Here is a 20,595-nt window from a genome sequence, read left to right on the forward strand (position 1 = left end):
CGAAAAGCTTGCCATTATTGGCAAGCCTCGCAATCTGGGTCATCAATGGAGCAGGCTTTTGGTGCGGCAGAGCCAACTGGTGCTGGACCAGAGGATACTGCGTTAAGCTTGCCATCACTGATGGTTGATTTCTCGGTGCTGGTTGCGCCCAATGAACGCAAGTAGTAAGTGGTTTTCAAGCCGCGGAACCAAGCCATGCGATACACCATATCCAGTTTCTTACCGGAAGGTTCACTCATGTAAAGGTTAAGTGACTGTGCCTGGTCGATCCATTTTTGACGACGACTGGCAGCTTCCACTAACCATTTTGGTTCTACTTCAAAGGCAGTTGAGAACAACTCTTTGACATCACTTGGGATACGGTCAATGTGCTGCAAGCTACCTTCGTAGTATTTCAGGTCATTAACCATAACTGTATCCCACAACTTACGAGCCTTAAGCTCTTTCACCATGTATGGGTTAACCACTGTGAACTCACCTGACAGGTTAGACTTCACATACAGGTTCTGGTAAGTCGGTTCAATAGACTGTGAGACACCCGTGATATTGGAAATGGTGGCTGTTGGTGCAATTGCCATCACGTTTGAGTTACGCATACCAACTGTCTTTACACGCTCACGTAAAGTATCCCAGTCCATGGTTGAGCTGGTGTCGACTTCGATGAACTCAGAGCCACGCTCTTCAACCAGTTTCTGAATTGAATCGATTGGTAGAATGCCTTGCGACCACAATGAGCCAGCAAAGGTCTCATAAGAGCCGCGCTCTTCTGCAAGGTCAGTCGAAGCCTGAATCGCATAGTAGGAAATCGCTTCCATAGCGTTATCAGCAAACTCAACCGCTGCATCAGAAGTGTAAGGAATGTTCTGCAAATACAATGCATCCTGGAAACCCATCAAGCCTAGGCCCACTGGACGGTGACGCATATTTGATTTACGCGCAGTTTCTACAGGGTAGAAGTTAATATCGATAACGTTATCCAGCATGCGAACTGCTGTCTTAACTGTTTTCTCTACTCGCTCGATGTCCAGCTTGCCGTCTTTCATATGCTTCGGCAGGTTAACTGAACCAAGATTACATACCGCAATCTCTTCACCGGCTTTGGTGTTAAGAGTGATTTCAGTACAAAGGTTCGAGCTGTGTACTACGCCTGCGTGCTGCTGTGGCGAACGGATGTTACATGGGTCTTTGAACGTGATCCATGGGTGACCGGTTTCGAACAGCATCGAGAGCATTTTACGCCACAAGTCTTTAGCCTGAAGAGTCTTAGCTGTTTTCAGCTTGCCGTATTTGGCCATTTCTTCATAGTACTCGTAACGCTCTTCAAATTCTTTACCGTACAGATCGTGTAGATCAGGTACTTCGTTTGGACTAAATAGCGTCCACTCGCCATCGGTGCTAACGCGCTTCAGGAATAAGTCTGGCACCCAGTTGGCTGAGTTCATGTCGTGCGTACGACGACGGTCATCACCGGTGTTCTTACGAAGCTCAAGGAATTCCTCGATATCAATGTGCCAGGTTTCAAGGTAAGCACAGACAGCACCTTTACGCTTACCGCCTTGATTCACGGCCACTGCAGTATCGTTGGCCACTTTAAGGAAGGGCACAACACCTTGTGATTTACCGTTGGTACCTTTGATGTATGCACCAAGACCACGAACTGGAGTCCAGTCATTACCTAAACCACCGGCAAATTTCGACAATAGGGCGTTATCTTTAATCGCGCCATAGATACCGTCGAGGTCATCAGGAACATTGGTCAGATAACAGCTGGAAAGCTGCGGACGTAATGTACCTGAGTTAAATAGAGTAGGGGTTGAGCTCATGTAGTGGAATGTTGACAACACATCATAGAACTCAATGGCACGCGCTTCGCGATCGTCTTCATTGATAGCAAGACCCATAGCGACACGCATCCAGAATACCTGAGGCAACTCGATACGGACTTCATCTTTATGGATAAAGTAGCGATCAAATAGCGTCTGAATGCCCAGGTAAGTGAACAGCATATCACGCTCAGGTTTGATGGCGTTTGCCAGCTTCTCAATATCAAAGCTCAGAAGCTCAGGGCTTAAAAGTTCGTTTTCAACACCAACACTTAGGTAGGCTTTGAAGGCTTCAGGGTAGATAGCCGTCATTTCGCTTTGGGTTGCGCGTTTGGCAACGCCTAGCTCTCTTAGAGCCTCAGAGCGAATGCTGTCCAATAATAGACGAGCGGTAACGTAACTGTAGTTTGGCTCTTGCTCAATCATGGTACGAGCAGTCATCACCAACGCTTGGTAAACGTCTTTAATCGCAACACCATCGTATAGATTACGCATGGTGTCTTTAAGAATTTGGTCTGGAGTAACGTCAGACAGGTCTTTACAGGCTTCAACCACAACCGTATGCAGGCGCTCAACATCTAACGGACGTTTACTACCGTCTTCAACGGTAACCATTACCTGGTTGTCGCCAACAATGGCATCCAATTTGGCTGAATCACGAGCAGCACGCTCACGAGCACGCTCTTCACGGTATAACACGTATGAACGGGCAACTTTTTGCTCGCCATTACGCATTAAGGCCAGCTCAACCTGATCCTGAATGTCTTCGATGTGGATGATACCGCCACCTGGCATTCTGCGTTTGAACGCTTCGGTGATTTGTTTGGTTAATTGGCGCACCGTTTCATGCACACGGCTAGATGCTGCTGCCGCACCACCTTCAACCGCAAGAAACGCCTTGGTCATGGCAACTTCGATCTTGCTGTCGTCATAAGGCGTCACCTTTCCATTGCGGCGGATAACACGAATTTCACCCGGTTTAGTGGCTTCAATTTCGTGGCTGGATGGTGTGTTTGTTTTTGGGGTTTTGGCAGCTGATTGTTCAGGTTTGCTGACTTCGGTTTCCATTATTCCTCCACAGACCTCTTTGCATTATTTGTCGGTTGGCTGTTTTTTGTTCATTATTTGACTGAGATTACAGAGAATCAACAAGTTAGACGATCTTCTTGATTCACTATATATAGTTAGTTGCTCTCGCAATGGATACAAGATAGTGCGTTTTTTGCCGCTTGGCAAGAGCATATCTTGGGGAATTTTCTGTGGATAAATTGTTAAGAAATAGTGGGTAACTCGGGAAGCCTTATGGGGCTTGGGCTTGCGCTAGGTCAAGCGTTTTAAGTCATATTTGCATTTTTTTAAAATTGGTTAAAAATTTTACAAAGAAATGTGATCTGGATACACGATCAAGTGCTTCACATCCAGGTCGAACCCTATATCTTGTGATAATGGATAATCGTGATGACTAGGGAAAATGGCCTTTAATTGCTCATTATTAGACAATTCCAGCTCATATTCGATGATCGCGCCTTTAAACACCTTATGTGTCACCTTGCCGCGCAGAGGAGAGTTCATATTAGGTTTAACGTCGTCGGGTCGCATTAGCACCAGCACGCTATCATTGGGGGTGAAGGTTTTGCCATTGGCAATGGTGAAATTACCCAACACTGTATTGACGTGCTGGCGGTCAGTAATGGTTCCTGCAATGAAATGGCCTTCGCCAATAAAAGAGGCAATCTGGGCATCTACCGGTTTATGGTAGAGGTTGTAGGGAGTGTCCCACTGCAGTAATTTGCCTTGGTGCATTACGCCAATATAGTCTGCCATGGCAAATGCTTCCTGTTGATCATGGGTGACCAGCAGGCTGGCAATGTTCTGCGCTTTAAGCAATTCCTTTAACTCTCGCGCCAGCGAGCGACGCAAATGAGTGTCTAGGCTGGAGAAAGGTTCATCCAGCAGGATCAATTCAGGACGCGGTGCAATGCTGCGTGCCAGCGCGACGCGTTGTTGCTGGCCGCCTGATAATTGATGCGGATAACGCTTTTCCATTGCCTCCAGACCAACCAGTTCAAGGCACTCTTGTACTCGTTCGCGACGCTCTTTACGTGGCAGGTGGCGCAAACCAAAGGCCACATTGTCGAAAATATTGAGGTGCGGGAATAGGGCGTGATCCTGGAAAACCAGTCCCAGATGACGTTTTTCCGGAGGCAGAGTGAAGTCTGGCTTGGAGCAGAAGCGGCCGTGAATACTGATGAAACCTTCATAAATAGGCTCAAGCCCAGCAATCGCACGCAATAAGGTTGTCTTACCGCAGCCACTGGGTCCAAGCAGGCAGGCACTGTCGCCAGCTTTTAATTTGAAATCAATGTGATTAACAATAATCTGATCGCCGTGGCGACACTGAACATCGTTCAGTTGCAGGATAGGGTGGTCGCTAAATTCGCTCATAAAGGTGCGTTTTCTGCCCGTAAAATCTGAAATCGGATTCTAATTGAAACTAATTCTCATTTAGTAACGCATTGTAGCGACAAGAATTCTGCTTGCATAGATGCAGATCAAGATTTCTTGCGATTAACGGTGCTCATCGCCCTTGAAAAGCGTTATAATCGCCGCCATCTGATATCGGGCAGGGCGCCTAATTAACAAATTTGAGGTCATACATGAGCGACACTATTGAGCAAATCAAACAACAGATTGCAGACAACAAAGTTTTAATTTACATGAAAGGTTCACCGAAACTGCCAATGTGTGGTTTCTCTGCTCAGGCCGTTCAGGCATTGATGCAGTGTGGACATGAGTTTGCTTATGTGGACATCCTACAAAACCCAGACATTCGTGCTGAGCTTCCAAAATACGCTAATTGGCCAACATTCCCACAGCTATGGGTTGATGGTGAATTGATTGGCGGCTGTGACATCATTCTGGAAATGTTCCAGCAGGGCGAGCTTCAAGAAGTCTTGAACGAGTCTTATGGTAAGCAACCTGAGTAAAACGACGTTTTACGTAAACAGCTTATATGATTAAATGCCGCTATATGCGGCATTTTTTATGGAAGGACGAACATGGAACAGAATAAGCACATAGCATTATTTGTCGATGCGGATAATGCCTCGAGCAAATACTTCGATTTAATTTTGTCGGATCTTGCCAATCACGGCATGGTCATCATTCGCAAAGCATACGGCAACTGGAAGAACGTCAATCTCAAAGGCTGGGAAGAGATATTACTGGAGTTTGCTATTCAACCGATTCAGCAATTTGATTTAACCAAAGGTAAGAACGCAACTGATCTGGCAATGGCCATTGATGTGATGGACGTACTTTATGGCAAGGACATTGATATCTTTTGCTTGGTAACATCCGACTGTGATTTTACTCCATTAGCTACTCGCCTTATTAATGAGGGTAAACTGGTGTTTGGTTATGGTGAAACCAAAACCCCTGATGCCTTTCGTAATGCCTGTACGCGCTTTTTAGAACTGGGTGCCAAGCTCGATAATACTGATGTTTCTAAATTCTCTCCAAGTAAGCTGAAGCAAGATACCAAACTTATCGAATTGATCAGAAATGCCATTGAAATGACTTCCGATGATGACGGCTGGGCTTCACTGGGACCGATCGGCTCCTTTATTGCTAACAAATCATCCATTGATATTCGAAACTATGGCTACAAGAAGCTGAGTGATTTGATCAAGGTTATCGATCTATTTGAGACCAAATCTTTTGGAACGAATTTAAAAGTAAGAGACAAAAAGCAGAAGAGCGGTAGATAGCATGAAAGTCATCGGTCATCGCGGTGCCATGGGGCTGGCTCCTGAAAACACTCTGTTGTCCTTTCGCAAGGCTTTAGAGCTGGGCGTTGATGGGGTTGAGTTTGATGTGCAAAACATTGATGGCAACTTGCTGGTTTTTCATGATGACACGCTAGAGAGAACCACTGATGGGGTAGGCCATATCCATCAGCATTCTGTCGAATACTTACGAACACTGGATGCCGGTCAAGGTGAGCAGATCCCTTTCTTGCAAGAAGTGATTGCGCTGATTGGCTCTAAGACCATGATCAATATTGAGCTTAAAGGAGTTAGAACAGCGAGTTTGGTGATGCACCTGGTTAAGTTGCTTGATAAAGACCACTACAACAAAGATAACTTCATTATCTCCTCATATTTATTTTCCGAACTGTTTTTGATTCGCCAACTCGATCCTGATATTAAGATCGGTGTCATTGCTGACGATCAGCCTGACGTTGCTCTAAGTTTTGCGCGGGATGTGAATGCGTATAGTTTCCATCCCAGTTTAAGTCTGGTCAGTAAAGAATTAGTGGAACAGGTCCATCAGGAAGGCATGCAGCTTTATGTTCACACCGTTAACGATTCTAAGAATATTGCTAAGGTCAAAGCGATGGGAGTGGATGGAGTTTTTACCGATTACCCGGATAGGGTTAGGGGAATTTAAACGTAACCATAAAAAAGGGCAGCTCATGGCTGCCCTTCGTCGTAAATAGCTTCCGACTAATTACCATCCTCGTGCATTTTTTCTGCCAGGTAATTTTGAATACCAATTTTTTCGATGAGTCCAAGCTGAGTTTCCAGCCAGTCAACATGTTCTTCTTCACTTTCAAGGATATGGTTAAGAACATCACGGCTGACATAATCACGAACTTCTTCGCAGTATTTAATACCGTCACGCAAATCTGGGATCGCTTCAAGTTCAAGCGCAAGATCGCACTCCAGCATTTCTTTGGTATCTTCGCCTATACGTAAGCGGCCTAAATCCTGCAGGTTTGGCAATCCCTCTAAAAAGAGAATGCGCTCAACCAGCAAATCAGCATGCTTCATTTCATCAATAGACTCTTCATACTCATGATCAGCAAGCTCTTTCAGGCCCCAATCTTTATACATGCGAGCATGCAAAAAGTACTGATTAATTGCTACTAATTCATTACCCAGTACCTTGTTAAGAATTTCAATAACTTTTGCGTCGCCTTTCATTCTTTTAATCCAATTGTTAAGTATGTATTTTGAGATTGTACGACTTTGAATTCTTACAAGCAAGTTAACGCATCGCTAACTTATTGAATTTAAATGTAAATTAGAATGATTGTTAAATGTGATGAGTTCTTGTTTAAGAGTGATTTTCGATCATGTCAAGGAGGCAGTTCGAGTCGGGATTAGCGGGGCAGGCATAAAAAAGCCCCTAAAAAGCGGCTTTTTGTGAATCTACGACTTGGTAATAGTTTTACTACAATGCTTTGCCCAAAGTTGCATCCACAAAGTTTGGAGTGGTTTGTGGATCGAACTGGGTAACTTGGCTTTTGTGCTCGCGAAGTATTTGCTTAGCAGTAACTGCACATTTGCCACATTGAGTAGCAACGCCAAGGTCTTTATTCAGGCAACGCATACTGGTTGCTCCGTTATAGGCAGCGTCTTTAATTTGCTTATCTGTGATAGCTTTACAAAGGCAAACGTACATAGAAATAAAGTAAAAAGTGTTCGATGGTTGAGATTATATCTAAATGAGAATGATTGTCAACTGCTCTTGCATTGGCATTTAGAAAAGATCAGATAGTTATAAAACGATCATCTATAATCTATTGATAAGTAAACAATTAAAAATTGTAAAAACTTAAAAAAAAAAGGCCACACAGGGTGGCCATCAGGGGGAGTGTTACAAATAACTTCCATGTCACAGACGAGTCTTTCGACTATCGATTAAACAAACACAGTTGGGGAACTGATGGTTAAAATATATACAATTCACTGTGAAACTGACGTGAAAATGTTTGATTAAAATATAACTAATTGAATTTCCTAGCTATTTCAGCAACACGGACACCTAGAAGGCGCGCTGTTTCCCGATCACTTTGTGGTGGTACCACGTCAGAGCCTTGGTCAGCGTTGCTTTGTGCCATAGCACCAAGGTAACTACCTACACGATTAAGGTCATCAGGTGAGCCTGTTGAGCTATTATTACCCGGTAAAATACCAAGACTAACCCATAGCATGCTTTGTTGAGCAGCAAAGATAGATAGTTGCTGAAGGGTGTTCAACTTATCACCACTCATGGAAGCTGAGTTGGTAAAACCTGCCGCCAGTTTATCTTTCCAGCCTTGTTCTGCCCAAACCTTAGATGATTTATCCATAAAAGCCTTAAAGTCTGCACTAACGCTACCCATATAGGTTGGACTGCCAAAAATAATGGCATCAGCTTTAGCTAGGTCATCCCAGTGTTTATCGACATCTGATACCGGTACTAATAAAGCTTCAGCGCCACCATCTTTAGCACCCTGAAGGACTTGTTCTGCAAGAACCTGGGTGTGGCCATAACCACTGTGATAAACAACTGCTACCAATTTATTACTCATTGAAGACTCCTAATCGAAACAATTAACTTGATGACGCTACTCTAACGGGTTTATAGTTATGCTTGAAATGCATTAAAGAGATATTGAGTATGCAAACCGAGAATATTCGTTCTATGGATATGAATTTGCTGGTGCTACTGGACGTGCTATTGGAAGAAAAGCACATTTCAAATGCTGCTGATCGACTGCATATGAGCCAGCCGGCTGTCAGCCGCTCACTACAAAGACTGCGAGAAATGCTGGCGGACCCTTTATTGGTCCGTGTTGGTAATGGCTACCAGTTAACCGATAAAGCTGCAGAGCTACAGCCCAAGCTTAAGAGCTGGCTGGCTGATTTCATGTGCATGATTCAGCCGGAAAAATTCGAACCGACTAATGCCAAAGGTGAGATCAGCATCATGTCCATGGATTTGGAGATGAGCCTGTTTATGCCAAATCTATGGCAGGACCTACAGGCGCAGGCACCCAATGTTGCATTACGTTCCTTCAATATCCGGCCCGACGGCATTTCCCTGTTAGAGCAGGGCGATATTGACTTTTTAGTTAGTGAAGAAGATAAATCATTGGAGAGCACTAAGTATCATAATTTCCACCTGATTCAGCATGACTTTGTACTTGTTATGTCAAAAAGTCATCATTTGGCCAAACAGAAAACCATCGGATTGGAAGAGTATTTACAACAACGGCATGGCCTAGTGACCGTTACCGGTAAAGGCAAGCCATTCATTGACCGTACTTTGGAAAAGCAGGGATATTCGAGAAAAATCGCACTCTATGTACCAACATTCCACCTGGCACTCGATATTTGTAGCCGCACTGATTTGATGTTTTCCATGCCACGACTGGTGGCTGAAAAAGAAGGTGATCGTTATGGCGTTGTCATGAAAGAAATGCCCTTGAAACTGCCGAAACTGGACATATATCTTTATTGGCATGAACGACAACACCAAACGGCGCTGCATAAGTGGTTCAGAACCCTGATGCGAGAAAGTTTTGAGCAAACCCGTAAGGGAATCAGCGCCCACTCAGTGGTATCCCCCAGTCGCTGAGTTAAGTGTTGTCGTTCAAGTTTTTTTATAGCATTAAAAAAGACTTTAATCTTTTGTGAAAGGTCTTAAGAATTAATCGTATATCAGCGTATAATACGCACACCTAAAATTGAATAAACACACTCTTGGAGGAAATAATGGGAGTATTAGTAGGCCGTAAGGCACCAGACTTCACAGCAGCAGCAGTATTAGGCAATGGCGAAATCGTAGAAGACTTCAACTTCGCAGAAGCCACCAAAGGTAAGCCAACCGTAGTATTTTTCTATCCTCTAGACTTCACTTTCGTATGTCCATCAGAGCTAATCGCATTTGACCATCGTTTAGACGAGTTCAAAAAGCGTGGCGTAGAAGTGATTGGTGTTTCAATCGACTCTCACTTCACACACAACGCATGGCGTAACACAGACATCAAAAACGGTGGTATCGGCCAAGTAGGTTACACACTAGTAGCTGATGTTAAGCACGAAATCTGCCAAGCATTCGACGTAGAGCATCCAGAAGCAGGCGTTGCATTCCGTGGTTCATTCCTAATCGATAAAGACGGTGTTGTGCGTCATCAGGTAGTCAATGATCTTCCTCTAGGCCGTAACGTTGACGAAATGATTCGTATGGTTGACGCACTTCAGTTCCACGAAGAGCACGGCGAAGTTTGTCCAGCAGGTTGGAACAAAGGTGATAAAGGTATGGATGCGACTCCTGAAGGTGTGGCGAAGTACTTGTCCGAGTCAGCTGACAAACTATAATTGCTTGTTAAATTGCCCAACTTCTTTGTTGGTTAATCATTTTTAATGCTCAATGACCCTATTAGGTCACCTCCGCTGAAAAATGATTAACCGCCTCGAATTTGGACAATTTTCCTGCGCAATTGCTTGAAAGAAAGCCTGGCATTTTGTCAGGCTTTTTTTTGCTCGCTTATCTATTTGGTAAGCTCCGCTCTTGAAATAACTTCTGCCTTGAACTCAAAAAATCTATCGGCGTTAAAAATTGAAACCTCACAGTTCGATTGGGCTGTGAGGATTTTATATCCCATGACCTTAGATGTTACGTCATTGGAGCGGGTTAAAAACAAACAAGACTATTATTTTCCTCTCTTTTAACGACTTTTTGTTCATGAGAATTATACTTTTGATCACTATCTAGAGTTTTAACAATATCCCATGAACCATTTTTATTTTTCTCAAATAAGTATGTAACATAATTGCAGGAACCTTCTGCGTATGTATCAAGTGTTCTTTCTTTTTCAAATTTCACATATGAAATCTCACACCAGCCAGGTTGACCTTTCGCTTGCCCGCCTCCACATGGGATCGTAGATGGCTCCGAAATAAGTCTATAACCGCCTAGTTTTTTATAGATTGTATCTTGAAAGGTTTTAGCTGCGATAGGAGAAAAAATGAACGGAGGGTAATCTCTAAAAATAGGCTCTATCGCATTTGCTAGAAAAATTTCATCTTTTGTTATACTTTTTTTAATCTCCCAAACGTTGTTTTCTTTTACTAGTAGTAGCTTGGCAATTTGCAGTTCATCATTTTTATCGTTATACAGATAAGAGCAGGAGGCATAAGCACCACCATATCTACAGGTATCTGGATAGTCGGCAATTTTTTTGGTACTTTTATTTTTCTTAATCCAGTCTCTTACTATCCAGTCAATTGTATCAAATGAGCTTACACTTCTATCTATAACGCCATTATTAGATTCTATTGCTGCTGTGTAAGCTGTAAAGCTTCCTTTAAATTCTATATCTGTAGGGTCTTCTGCTGAACCTTCTATTATGATAGGGATTTTATAATCTATCTCTTCGCCGAAAGTAATTTTAAACTTCGTTTGCTTTAGCCAAACTGTGTTTATGTTACGCTCGGGATCGTGGATATTAAGAGCTAATGGTGGTGTGCTGCTATTTTCATTCGGAAACTGAATGGTTGTATTACGATAGTTGTCACTTAACCTGAATTCAATTTTATACTCTGAATCCATAGCAGGCTCAATTCCTTCTCCCTTAAATAAAGTTAGCATATTGTTTTTGTAATGGCCCTTAAATCCTGATATCTCCAGACCATCTACTTTAACCGTGAGAGGCATTTCTTCTGGTTGTTTTGAGCAAGATAAAATGAATAGAAGCAATAAGAATGGTGAGTACTTCAAAATGGTTCTCCCTAGTTTTTATTATTACAGGTTTCTTTATGAATAATACTCAGTAATATTTCTGGCCGTATGGTTTCTAAGTCTTCTTTATTCATTAGAGTTTCACCTATTATTTCTACCAGCAGCTTTTGTCCGTTTGCTTTGGTTAATGGGCTATAGCTCGAATGAAGTAAGCTTGCATCTTTATTGATATCAATGATGTATGTCTTTCCTGTTTTGCAGTCTTCAAATGTTCCCTGCCCATTGGTTTCCGAATAAAGTCCAATTTTGTGTTCGCCATTGCTGTGTGTTTCGAAAACCTGTTCGTCAAGGTAAGGTTCCAGGGTGGCGATATCTTCATCGGTATTGTTGCTCTCAGGCTTGGAGGCTGTGCTCTGCGATGAGTCGTCATTGCAGGCGCTTACTAATATAAATAGCAAGAAAGTAATTGAAAGTTTAAGTTTCATAACGACTCCTTTTAGCGCCTGCTTGGTGTTTATTGTTCCTGATAGATTTCTATACTGATGTTGCCGTCAACATCAATAGACCCTCGGTACATTCCCGGGGTGTTAAAGCTCATCATGATGTTACCGTCTTTGTCTAAACCAATCACACCACCATCACCACCCATGGCTTTTAGTTTCTCCTGAATGACAATATCCGCTGCTTCTTGAATGCTTTCACCTTTGTATTCAACCAGAGCGCAAATGTCATAGGCCACTGCTGCTCGAATAAAATATTCGCCATGACCGGTTGCTGAAATACCGCAATATTGATTGGCATAGGTTCCAGCACCAATGATCGGTGAGTCACCAATTCGCCCATAACGCTTATTGGTCATGCCACCAGTTGAAGTGCCTGCGGTAATAACGCCATTCATATCGAGCGCTACTGCACCGACGGTACCAAACTTAGAGTTTTTGGCTTCATCTTCAGACAATTGCATTTTGTCTGGGCTTTCCTTGAGAATTTTCTGTAATTGATCCCAGCGGTTCTGCGTAAAAAAGTATTTAGGGTCAACCATTTCAAAGCCTTGCTCTTTGGCAAACTCTTCTGCACCTTCGCGGGCCATCAGCACATGCTTGGAATCGGTACGAACTTTATCAGCTAACAGAATGGGGTTCTTGATATGGCTAACGCCTGCGACTGCGCCAGCTGAGCGATCGCTGCTGACCATGATGGAGGCATCCAACTCATTTTTGCCTTCATGAGTAAACACCGCGCCTTTACCAGCATTAAAGAGAGGCGAGTCTTCCATAGTCACGATGGTCGCTTTTACTGCTTCTGTGCTTGAACCGCCTTCTTGAAGAATCTGGTGACCGGTCTTGAGAGCATGAGTTAGGGCTTCAATATAAGCCTGCTCAATTTCTGGGGTCATTTTAGACTTGAGGATGGTACCAGCACCGCCATGAATGACGATGGCTGTTTTGGACTTTGTATTGTCCGAGTTGTCCATGGCATTAATTCCAGATGCTAATCCAGCGATTAGAAAAAGTGCGGTAAGCGTTTGTTTTATCATCGTAAATTAAAACCTGTTGTTGAAAAAGTAATCTCCTTAGCATAAGTCGATTTTTAATCGAATGCACCCCAAGCTGTGAACTTTTTAATAAAAAAAAAGAAATAGCTGTTGCTATAAAAGCAAATGATAATTATTCTCATTTGAAGATGATGTAAAACTTATAACGAAATAAAAGGGTGTAGTGTGACGTACATGATTAATGCCTGGCTGGACAAGTCCAAGCCAGAATTGCAATTAGTAGAACGAACCTCCGGTGAAGTTGTTGCCTGTTGGAAAGGTCGACGGTTAAAAGAGTTATTTGAATCTGGTCTTGTCAGTTACGAAGAACTCAGCTCAGTTACTCCTGAGAAACTCAAGCTTGTAGAGAAGGCACTAATTTTGCAGATGACCTGCGAAGAGTTATGTGGCCGCTGCTTATACAACGGCCGATAGTATTAAAACTGGTTTGCTCGGTTGACCAATAAGCAGAAAAGCTCCGCGGTCTTGGTAGCGTCGTACAAAGCTGAATGAGCTTCTTTCTGACTGAACTCAATGCCGGCCAGGTCGCAGGCCTGAGCCAATACTGTATGACCAAGCATTAATGCTGATAAGGAGGCAGTATCAAAGCTGGTAAAAGGATGGAAAGGATTACGCTTAATATTGGCGCGTTCGCTGGCTGCATTTAAGAAGCTCAAGTCAAACCAGGAGTTATGGCCAACCAGAACGCAGCGATTGCATTCAGCATCTTTTTGTTCGGTGCGCAAATCCTTGAATAGACCTTTGAGGGCTTTCTGTTCTGAAATGGCGCCGCGCAATGGATTATCAGGATCGATGCCAGTAAAGTCCAAGGCCTTCTGTTCTATATTAGCACCTTCAAAGGGCTCGATATTGAAATGGTAACTATTGTTGATGACGAGTTCTCCCCGCTCATCAAACGTGGTTGTGACAGCAGCAAGCTCCAATAGCGCATCGGTTGCTGCGTTAAAGCCGCCGGTTTCCACATCGACAATGACTGGGAAGAAGCCTCGAAAACGCTCCTTCATGCTCAAGTTATGCATTGTCTTTGATTTTCCACTCAATAGTTTCACCGGCTCTGAATGGCACCAGAGTGTCGTTACCAAGGCACAGTTTTTTCGGCATTTTCCAAGATTCTTTGACCAAAGTAATGGTCTCGGTATTGCGAGGCAAACCATAAAAGTCAGGGCCATAGAAACTGGCGAAAGCCTCTAACTTATCCAGCTTTCCTTCACTTTCGAACACTTCTGCGTAAAGCTCGATGGCAGAGTAAGCCGTGTATACACCCGCACACCCACAGGCATTTTCTTTTTTGTCTTTTGAATGCGGTGCGCTATCAGTGCCCAGGAAAAACTTTGGTGAGCCTGAAGTCGCCGCCTCAATAAGTGCTTGCTGGTGAATCTGACGTTTAAGAATCGGCAGACAGTAAAGGTGGGGGCGAATACCACCAACCAGCATGTCGTTGCGGTTTAAAAGCAGGTGATGAACGGTAATGGTCGCTGCCACATTTGGACCTTGCGAGCGAACAAATTCAACCGCATCTTTGGTGGTGATATGCTCCAAGACTACTTTGAGGTTGGGGAACTTCTCGATGACAGGTTTAAGCTTTGTATCAATGAAAACCTTTTCGCGATCGAATACATCAATGTCAGGAGTTGTGACTTCGCCATGAACCAATAGAGGCAAACCCAGCTCAGCCATCTTCTCAAATACCGGATAGGCCTTTTCGATATCAGTAAGACCAGAGTCTGAATTAGTGGTCGCTCCGGCAGGGTAGAGCTTACAGGCTTTCACAAAATCTGAAGCAACCGCCTCTTCGATATCCTCTACTGACGTGTTATCGGTCAGATAAAGCGTCATCAATGGCTCAAACTCGGTACTGTCACTTTTATAACGTAAAATACAGTCACGATAGTCTTTGGCCTTTTCAACGTTGGTCACCGGTGGCACCAGGTTGGGCATGACAATAGCGCGCGCGAACTGGCGGGCTGCATCTTTGACGGTATGTTGGAGGGCTGCGCCGGAACGCAGGTGAATGTGCCAGTCGTCTGGTCGAGTGATCGTAATGCTTTGCATAAATTCGAGCCCATTGAGGGCGCTTCACCATTTACTTGCTATAATGGCCGGCTATTATACGCAAGTCATGCTTGCAACTAAAGCGTAACTCAATAAATTAGTTTCGGAGGAATAATGAGAATTCTACACACCATGCTTCGCGTACGTGATCTGGATAAAGCATTACATTTTTACACGGATGTGCTGGGCATGAATCTTATTCGTAAACATGACTATGAGTCAGGACGGTTTACCTTGGCATTCGTGGGTTATGGCGAGGAAAAGGACAACACCGTGCTGGAGTTAACGCATAACTGGGATACTGACGATTACGAGATGGGCAATGCTTTCGGTCACATAGCCATTGCCGTAAACGATGTGTATGAAGCTTGCGAGAAAATTCGTCAAGCGGGCGGCAAAGTCACCCGTGAACCTGGACCCATGAAACATGGAACAACAGTTTTAGCGTTTGTGGAAGATCCGGATGGATACAAAATAGAGCTATTAGAAGATAGACATAACAAGTAGGCTCTATATTCTAAGAATTATTGTCCATTTTACTACTAAGGAGAGCTTTAATGATTGTAAGGCTAAGTTTTATTTGTCTCACTTCGGCACTTTTCCTGGCAGGTTGCGCAAATGACCATGCTAAAGCATCTAGCGTTGAAGATGCCACTGTAACAGAGCACCAGGAAGTCAGTTCTCCTAAAGAAAGCCGGGCAATAAGCGAAATATCTCAGGAAGATGGTATTAAACAACAAGACTGCGAAGATAAATTTAAAAATGAACAGGGGATATGTGAAGTACCTAATCCCGAATACCCAAAAGAATTAATTGAAAAAAAATACAAAGAAAAGGAAGACAACAATTAGTTTTCTACCAGAACTGTCAAGATATTCGACAGTTATCAAATAGTATCAATTCATACCATACAAACAGCTACAGTTCTCTACAGTATGTCGTGGAGAACTGTGGTATAAAATTTGCGCTCTATAATCGCCGAGTTGTTATTCAATAAGGTGGAGGGGAGGGAGCAAACAAATAATCATTAACAATCTATCCAAGTAAGGAGTTATTGTGTCCAAATCCAACAGTACCTTGGTGAGGTTATGCATAGCAGGTTTGTTAAGTACAACGGCTATGTTTGGGGGAAATAATATTGCCGAGGCAGCAGGAAGTGATTCCGTCAAGGTTGTATTATCAAAGCCTAAACTTAGTAAGCCGCTAACAACAGTTGCAAAACCGTTACCGGAAGTAACTAACGCTCGAAAATATAAGCTACGTCAGTCTGGGGAGAAGATTCCTGGTGTTGATTTGATCCGAGAGGTTCCAAATCAAAACCATCCTTTTGCAGATGAACTCTTACTCAGAAATACTGACTTTGAAAAAGACCCTGTATTACAGAAAAATCAGGCAAACGATAAGTTCGCGCCGTTGTTACCTGCCTTAGGTACTGGATTTGATGGTATGAGCAATGTAACTGGCGCAGTGCCTCCAGATACAGTTGCTGATGTAGGCCCGAATCACATAGTCCAAATGGTCAATTCTGCGTTGGCTATCTGGGACAAAGAAGGAAATCAGTTAGCTGGACCTATCGCAATTAACCAATTATGGTCTGGCTTTGGTGGCTTGTGTGAGTCAACTAATCGCGGTGATCCGATTGTCTTATATGATAGTGCTGCAGATCGTTGGATGTTAAGCCAGTTTGCATTTACCGATGGATTTACAGACAACAGAGAGTGTATCGCTATTTCACAAACTAATGATCCTACTGGAGCTTATTATCTTTACGATTTTGCCTACAGTACGACAAAGTTCAATGACTATCCTCACTTTGGTGTTTGGACTGATGCCTACTATATGGGTGTCAATCAATTCCTAGCACCAAATTTAAATTATGCGGGCGCAGGAGTTGTTGCATATGAAAGAGATAAAATGCTTGCAGGCCAACCAGCGCAGCAAGTCATTATCGATCTGGAAAATCTTTATCCCAATGCATTTACACCAATGCCAGCCGATATTGATGGTACATATTTACCTCCAGAAGGGATGCCAGGCTACTTTATAACTTCAGGTGGATCAAACACGATGGATATCTACACATTTGATGTAGATTGGAGTAATCCGGCAAATTCATCTTTTAGTTTGAAAAACTCAGTCACGGTAGCTGATTTTGATGGCGGTGTATGTAGTTATGCTCGTGACTGTATCGTTCAGCCAAACGGACAGAAGCTAGATGCTATAGGCCAAAGAATGATGTTCCGTTTGGCGTATCGTTTATTAAATGGCACTGAACATAAATTAGTAGCGAATCATAATGTGGTTGGTTCTGATTCAGATACCAATATCGCGGGTGTTCGTTGGTATGAGTTCGACCTTGATCCTGTAACGGGTCAAGCTTCAGTTGCAAACCAAGGTACATACAATCCTGATGATGGGAACTCTCGCTGGATGGGTAGTGCCGCGATGGATGCTGCAGGTAATATTGGTGTCGCTTATAGTGTATCTGGTCCTGCAACATATCCTTCAATTCGCTTTTCTGGCCGTTACAAAGATGATCCTGTAGATGTTTTGACTGTTCCGGAACAAGTATTGAAGGCAGGTGAAGGTGCTCAGTCTGGCGCAAACCGATGGGGTGATTACAGCAGTTTAAGTGTTGACCCAGCAGACGATTGTACTTTCTGGTATACCACTGAGTACTATAAAGCTGCTAATGACAATAGTGCTGCATGGTCGACCTATATTGGTAGCTTCAAGTTTGATAATTGTGTAGCTGGTCCAAAAGGTTATATCGAAGGTACGGTTACTGATAGTTCTGGCAGCCCAATTGAGGGCGTTAGAGTTGCTGCCGGCGGCTCAACTGCAATGACTGATGCCTCTGGTAACTATTCTTTGACATTACCTGCAGACAGTACTTATGACCTTGATTTCACAAAGTACGGATATCTTCCTGCAGATGTTGACGGTATTGCCTTGGCTGAAGACGAAGTTGAAGCCGTTGATGTTTCTCTTGATAACGCAGCTGCTATAACGGTAAGCGGTGTTGTGACTGATGGCTCTGGTCTTGGGACTCCGCTTTATGCTGAAGTTTCTATCACTGCACCAGGTGTAACGCTTTCTACTTTTACTGATCCTGTAACTGGTCAATACTCTTTAGAAGCCTACGAAGGTACCTTGGTAAAAATTGAGGCTACTGCAATTGACGCAGGTTATCTAAAAGAAAGTTATGACATCCTCCCTGAGAACACTCCTGTTCGTGACTTTGCTTTACAAGTTGATTCAAACTGTACTGCCGAAGGTTATGTTTGGAATACTTTCTTTGAAGGTTTTGATTCAGGAGTACCACCAGAAGGTTGGTCGGTTGAGGATATCAACGATACCGGTATGGTTTGGCAAGCGGCATCAACGGCTCCTAAGGGTAATTTGCTGAACGTAAGCGGTGAAGCGGCTGCTATTGATAGTGATGCAGCTGGCTCTGGTGTTGTTGTCAGTTCAACGTTAACTTCACCAGTTATTAACGTTGCTGATATTGATTCTACAACACTTAACTTCGTTAGTTTATTTAGAACTTTTGCAGGAGGCGATGTTTATACTCTAGATATTAATGTTGATAATGCTGGGTGGGTATCAGTGTATGACTTCGTAGCAACTGGTACTGCTGATAATATTTCTATCGATTTATCAACAGAATTATCGGGTGCGACAAGCTTCCAGATTCGTTTTGCATATGAAGCTAACTACGAGTGGTATGCTTACCTTGATAATGTGGCATTCGGTACACCAAACTGTATTGCTGACACTGGTTATTTCGCAAGTGGTTACGTTGTTGATGCAAACACTCAGGAACCGATTAATGGCGCGACAATAAACTCTGATTCAAAGACTGTAACAACAGTTGCTACTATTGATGATGACCAGCTGGGTGACGGCTTCTACAGAATATTCGTTGGCTCAGGTGATACAACTGAGGTGGATGTCAGTGCAAATAATTACCAGGGTAAAACAATTGACCTGACTCAGTATGACTTAAATCAGGCAATAGCTCTTGATGCTGGTATGTTGGAGCTTGGTAGTGTGGAATTCGAAGTTGCTGAAAGTTTGGAGCAATCTGTACAGACCTCATTAGAAAACCTCGGAAATGCTGATGCCAACTACGAACTTTCACTGTTTATTGTTCGCGAAGAAGCTGAGGCAGCTAAGCCATATGGCGTTTTCGATCAAGCTACTCGTCGCTTTGGACCAAAAGCGCTACAGGAGTTTGATACTAAGAAAATTCGTTATCGCTCTTATGCTCCTAGTGCTCCAGAAGTAAATGTTGAGTTTGTCGCTCAATTCCCAACAGAGCTTACTTTAGGTTGGGGAATTGGTTTTGATAAGACTTCTTCTGATATATGGGTTGGCGATGTGACTGCTGGTGGCGCTCCTCTGGACGCTCTGCATAAATATACTGACGGTGTGAAAACGGGTGATTTTATAGATACCAGTGCTGTTACAGTTGGTTATGCTGCGGACTTAGCTTACAACGCTCGCACAAAATCTTTCTGGCAAGTGTCAGTATCTAACAATACCTGCATCCATGAGATTGACCCAGTTGCTCAAGTTGTGACAGGCAATAAAATATGTCCAGCTTTTGGTACTTCGCAACGTGGCTTGGCTTACGACCCAATCTCAGGAACTTTCTATTCTGGTTCTTGGAACGATAGTGTGATCCATCAGTTTGATGCTGAGGGTAATATCTTACGCTCAATCAATGTTGATCTAGCAGTATCAGGCTTGGCATTTAATCCGGTTACAAATCATCTATTCGTAATGTCTAACGATGCTCCTGGTAGTATCGAACCGGATATTGTTGTTCTGGATGCATCAACGTCTGAACTAGATCCTATCGGTTTGATTTACATTCCATCTGTTGATACTGATGACGATGGTGTGACAGAAGACTTGATGGATGGTGGGCAGGCAGGCCTGGCTATCGACTGTGATGGCAATCTATGGGCCGTTAACCAATCAAGACAAACCGTGGTAGGTATTACATCAGGTGAGTCGAATGTTTGTGAGATCACTCCTAAATGGATTAGCCTTGCTGGGGATAGTGGTTTAGTTGAGGCAAACCAGGTTTCAGAACTCGAGTTCCAGGTTTCGACGCTTGAGTTACCTGTCGGTAATTACCAGGCGCAGGTTATTCTTGATAATGACACTCCATACGGAACTATTTCTAAACCGGTTAGTTTAACTGTAAGAGAACCACAGTTTGGTGTGTTTAATGTTAGCGCTAACTCTGGATCTATTCGTAACGGTGGTGATATTCAGGTAACTATCTCTAGGATTGATGGTGCTGACCATCAGGTATCTGTTGATTATGCAACTGCAGATGGTACCGCTGCTGCTGGTACTCACTACACTGCTACATCAGGTACATTAACTTGGGCGAATGGTGAGACGGAAGATAAGATCATTACCGTTAGTACGATCGACACCGAGCAAAGTTCTGATCTAACATTGAGCTTCCAGTTATCCAATGCTCAAAAAGCAGAGCTAGGAACTAGTCAGGTAAGCTTGTCTATTGAAAAAGATCCTCCGAAGAGAGGCGGTGGTGGTAGCACTGGATTTGTAATTCTGGCGTTATTGGTACTAGCAGGTCTTGCAAGACGCAAAAAGTACCTGTCTTAA

General features: G+C 43.4%; 19 protein-coding genes. 9 read left to right on the plus strand and 10 right to left on the minus strand.

Features of this window, described 5'->3' with window-relative positions; all coding sequences use genetic code 11:
• Positions 1-14: 14 nt before the first annotated feature.
• Both B158_RS0106140 and B158_RS0106145 read right to left on the minus strand, forming a co-directional pair.
• Positions 15-2,891, minus strand: a complete 2,877-nt coding sequence (locus tag B158_RS0106140) for a ribonucleoside-diphosphate reductase subunit alpha (protein ID WP_018624488.1) — start codon at positions 2,889-2,891, stop codon at positions 15-17.
• Positions 2,892-3,197: 306 nt separating this feature from the next.
• Positions 3,198-4,268, minus strand: coding sequence for an ABC transporter ATP-binding protein (locus B158_RS0106145; RefSeq protein ID WP_018624489.1), 1,071 nt, complete (start codon positions 4,266-4,268; stop codon positions 3,198-3,200).
• 212 nt (positions 4,269-4,480) lie between these two features.
• Here B158_RS0106145 and grxD point away from each other — a divergent pair, with 212 nt between their 5' ends.
• The 3 genes from grxD (at position 4,481) to B158_RS0106160 (ending at position 6,275) form a co-directional block, all read left to right on the plus strand.
• Complete coding sequence (gene grxD, locus B158_RS0106150; RefSeq protein ID WP_018624490.1) at positions 4,481-4,810, plus strand: Grx4 family monothiol glutaredoxin; 330 nt, start codon at positions 4,481-4,483, stop codon at positions 4,808-4,810.
• Between the two features lie 72 nt (positions 4,811-4,882).
• On the plus strand, positions 4,883-5,593 hold the full coding sequence (locus B158_RS0106155) for an NYN domain-containing protein (protein ID WP_018624491.1): 711 nt from the start codon (positions 4,883-4,885) through the stop codon (positions 5,591-5,593).
• A 1-nt stretch (position 5,594) separates the two neighbouring features.
• Positions 5,595-6,275, plus strand: a complete 681-nt coding sequence (locus tag B158_RS0106160) for a glycerophosphodiester phosphodiesterase (protein ID WP_018624492.1) — start codon at positions 5,595-5,597, stop codon at positions 6,273-6,275.
• A gap of 56 nt (positions 6,276-6,331) precedes the next feature.
• Here B158_RS0106160 and bfr read toward each other — a convergent pair whose 3' ends face one another.
• The 3 genes from bfr to B158_RS0106175 form a co-directional block, all read right to left on the minus strand.
• Positions 6,332-6,811: a bacterioferritin gene (gene bfr, locus B158_RS0106165; protein WP_018624493.1), complete on the minus strand. Its 480-nt coding sequence runs from the start codon at positions 6,809-6,811 to the stop codon at positions 6,332-6,334.
• A gap of 250 nt (positions 6,812-7,061) precedes the next feature.
• Positions 7,062-7,292, minus strand: coding sequence for a bacterioferritin-associated ferredoxin (locus tag B158_RS0106170; RefSeq protein ID WP_018624494.1), 231 nt, complete (start codon positions 7,290-7,292; stop codon positions 7,062-7,064).
• A 325-nt stretch (positions 7,293-7,617) separates the two neighbouring features.
• Positions 7,618-8,184, minus strand: a complete 567-nt coding sequence (locus tag B158_RS0106175) for a flavodoxin family protein (protein ID WP_018624495.1) — start codon at positions 8,182-8,184, stop codon at positions 7,618-7,620.
• Between the two features lie 89 nt (positions 8,185-8,273).
• Between B158_RS0106175 and B158_RS0106180 the strand changes: the two genes are divergently transcribed.
• Positions 8,274-9,233, plus strand: coding sequence for a LysR family transcriptional regulator (locus B158_RS0106180; protein WP_018624496.1), 960 nt, complete (start codon positions 8,274-8,276; stop codon positions 9,231-9,233).
• A 137-nt stretch (positions 9,234-9,370) separates the two neighbouring features.
• A complete protein-coding gene (locus B158_RS0106185) occupies positions 9,371-9,976 on the plus strand; it encodes a peroxiredoxin (protein ID WP_018624497.1) in 606 nt (201 codons plus the stop codon).
• Between the two features lie 316 nt (positions 9,977-10,292).
• Here the strand turns inward: B158_RS0106185 and B158_RS0106190 are convergent, their stop codons facing one another.
• From B158_RS0106190 to B158_RS0106200, 3 genes are read right to left on the minus strand one after another with little or no spacing between them, the layout of a single operon-like run.
• Entirely contained in the window at positions 10,293-11,378 is a 1,086-nt protein-coding gene (locus tag B158_RS0106190) for a hypothetical protein (RefSeq protein WP_018624498.1), read from the minus strand.
• Between the two features lie 11 nt (positions 11,379-11,389).
• Positions 11,390-11,824, minus strand: a complete 435-nt coding sequence (locus B158_RS0106195) for a hypothetical protein (protein WP_018624499.1) — start codon at positions 11,822-11,824, stop codon at positions 11,390-11,392.
• Between the two features lie 29 nt (positions 11,825-11,853).
• Entirely contained in the window at positions 11,854-12,876 is a 1,023-nt protein-coding gene (locus tag B158_RS0106200; RefSeq protein WP_018624500.1) for an isoaspartyl peptidase/L-asparaginase family protein, read from the minus strand.
• A 192-nt stretch (positions 12,877-13,068) separates the two neighbouring features.
• On the opposite strand from B158_RS0106200, the gene B158_RS0106205 reads away from it, so the two are divergent.
• Positions 13,069-13,308: a hypothetical protein gene (locus tag B158_RS0106205; protein WP_018624501.1), complete on the plus strand. Its 240-nt coding sequence runs from the start codon at positions 13,069-13,071 to the stop codon at positions 13,306-13,308.
• A 2-nt stretch (positions 13,309-13,310) separates the two neighbouring features.
• Here B158_RS0106205 and rnt read toward each other — a convergent pair whose 3' ends face one another.
• Together rnt and pyrC are read right to left on the minus strand one after the other, a co-directional pair.
• Positions 13,311-13,913: a ribonuclease T gene (gene rnt, locus B158_RS0106210; RefSeq protein WP_018624502.1), complete on the minus strand. Its 603-nt coding sequence runs from the start codon at positions 13,911-13,913 to the stop codon at positions 13,311-13,313.
• Positions 13,906-14,946 carry a dihydroorotase gene (gene pyrC, locus B158_RS0106215; RefSeq protein ID WP_018624503.1) on the minus strand — a complete coding sequence of 347 codons (1,041 nt, stop codon included), beginning with the start codon at positions 14,944-14,946 and terminating at the stop codon, positions 13,906-13,908. Before pyrC ends, rnt begins: the two co-directional genes overlap by 8 nt.
• 114 nt (positions 14,947-15,060) lie before the next feature.
• Here pyrC and gloA point away from each other — a divergent pair, with 114 nt between their 5' ends.
• The 3 genes from gloA to B158_RS13225 all read left to right on the plus strand — a co-directional run bounded on the left by gloA (position 15,061) and on the right by B158_RS13225 (position 20,595).
• Positions 15,061-15,453: a lactoylglutathione lyase gene (gloA, locus tag B158_RS0106220; RefSeq protein ID WP_026309275.1), complete on the plus strand. Its 393-nt coding sequence runs from the start codon at positions 15,061-15,063 to the stop codon at positions 15,451-15,453.
• A 50-nt stretch (positions 15,454-15,503) separates the two neighbouring features.
• Positions 15,504-15,797 (plus strand): hypothetical protein, encoded by a 294-nt coding sequence (locus tag B158_RS0106225; RefSeq protein ID WP_018624505.1) that lies wholly within the window; start codon positions 15,504-15,506, stop codon positions 15,795-15,797.
• A gap of 205 nt (positions 15,798-16,002) precedes the next feature.
• Positions 16,003-20,595 (plus strand): carboxypeptidase regulatory-like domain-containing protein, encoded by a 4,593-nt coding sequence (locus tag B158_RS13225; protein WP_156823048.1) that lies wholly within the window; start codon positions 16,003-16,005, stop codon positions 20,593-20,595.

The sequence above is a fragment of the Kangiella aquimarina DSM 16071 genome (genome assembly GCF_000374105.1).
Classification (GTDB): domain Bacteria; phylum Pseudomonadota; class Gammaproteobacteria; order Enterobacterales; family Kangiellaceae; genus Kangiella; species Kangiella aquimarina.

What these genes read in the sequence shown, in the direction of transcription:
- B158_RS0106140 (WP_018624488.1), bottom strand. Translation starts at nt 2,891, where the DNA reads ATGGAAACCGAAGTCAGCAAACCTGAACAATCAGCTGCCAAAACCCCA.
- B158_RS0106145 (WP_018624489.1), bottom strand. Translation starts at nt 4,268, where the DNA reads ATGAGCGAATTTAGCGACCACCCTATCCTGCAACTGAACGATGTTCAG.
- grxD (WP_018624490.1), top strand. Translation starts at nt 4,481, where the DNA reads ATGAGCGACACTATTGAGCAAATCAAACAACAGATTGCAGACAACAAA.
- B158_RS0106155 (WP_018624491.1), top strand. Translation starts at nt 4,883, where the DNA reads ATGGAACAGAATAAGCACATAGCATTATTTGTCGATGCGGATAATGCC.
- B158_RS0106160 (WP_018624492.1), top strand. Translation starts at nt 5,595, where the DNA reads ATGAAAGTCATCGGTCATCGCGGTGCCATGGGGCTGGCTCCTGAAAAC.
- bfr (WP_018624493.1), bottom strand. Translation starts at nt 6,811, where the DNA reads ATGAAAGGCGACGCAAAAGTTATTGAAATTCTTAACAAGGTACTGGGT.
- B158_RS0106170 (WP_018624494.1), bottom strand. Translation starts at nt 7,292, where the DNA reads ATGTACGTTTGCCTTTGTAAAGCTATCACAGATAAGCAAATTAAAGAC.
- B158_RS0106175 (WP_018624495.1), bottom strand. Translation starts at nt 8,184, where the DNA reads ATGAGTAATAAATTGGTAGCAGTTGTTTATCACAGTGGTTATGGCCAC.
- B158_RS0106180 (WP_018624496.1), top strand. Translation starts at nt 8,274, where the DNA reads ATGCAAACCGAGAATATTCGTTCTATGGATATGAATTTGCTGGTGCTA.
- B158_RS0106185 (WP_018624497.1), top strand. Translation starts at nt 9,371, where the DNA reads ATGGGAGTATTAGTAGGCCGTAAGGCACCAGACTTCACAGCAGCAGCA.
- B158_RS0106195 (WP_018624499.1), bottom strand. Translation starts at nt 11,824, where the DNA reads ATGAAACTTAAACTTTCAATTACTTTCTTGCTATTTATATTAGTAAGC.
- B158_RS0106200 (WP_018624500.1), bottom strand. Translation starts at nt 12,876, where the DNA reads ATGATAAAACAAACGCTTACCGCACTTTTTCTAATCGCTGGATTAGCA.
- B158_RS0106205 (WP_018624501.1), top strand. Translation starts at nt 13,069, where the DNA reads ATGATTAATGCCTGGCTGGACAAGTCCAAGCCAGAATTGCAATTAGTA.
- rnt (WP_018624502.1), bottom strand. Translation starts at nt 13,913, where the DNA reads ATGCATAACTTGAGCATGAAGGAGCGTTTTCGAGGCTTCTTCCCAGTC.
- pyrC (WP_018624503.1), bottom strand. Translation starts at nt 14,946, where the DNA reads ATGCAAAGCATTACGATCACTCGACCAGACGACTGGCACATTCACCTG.
- gloA (WP_026309275.1), top strand. Translation starts at nt 15,061, where the DNA reads ATGAGAATTCTACACACCATGCTTCGCGTACGTGATCTGGATAAAGCA.
- B158_RS0106225 (WP_018624505.1), top strand. Translation starts at nt 15,504, where the DNA reads ATGATTGTAAGGCTAAGTTTTATTTGTCTCACTTCGGCACTTTTCCTG.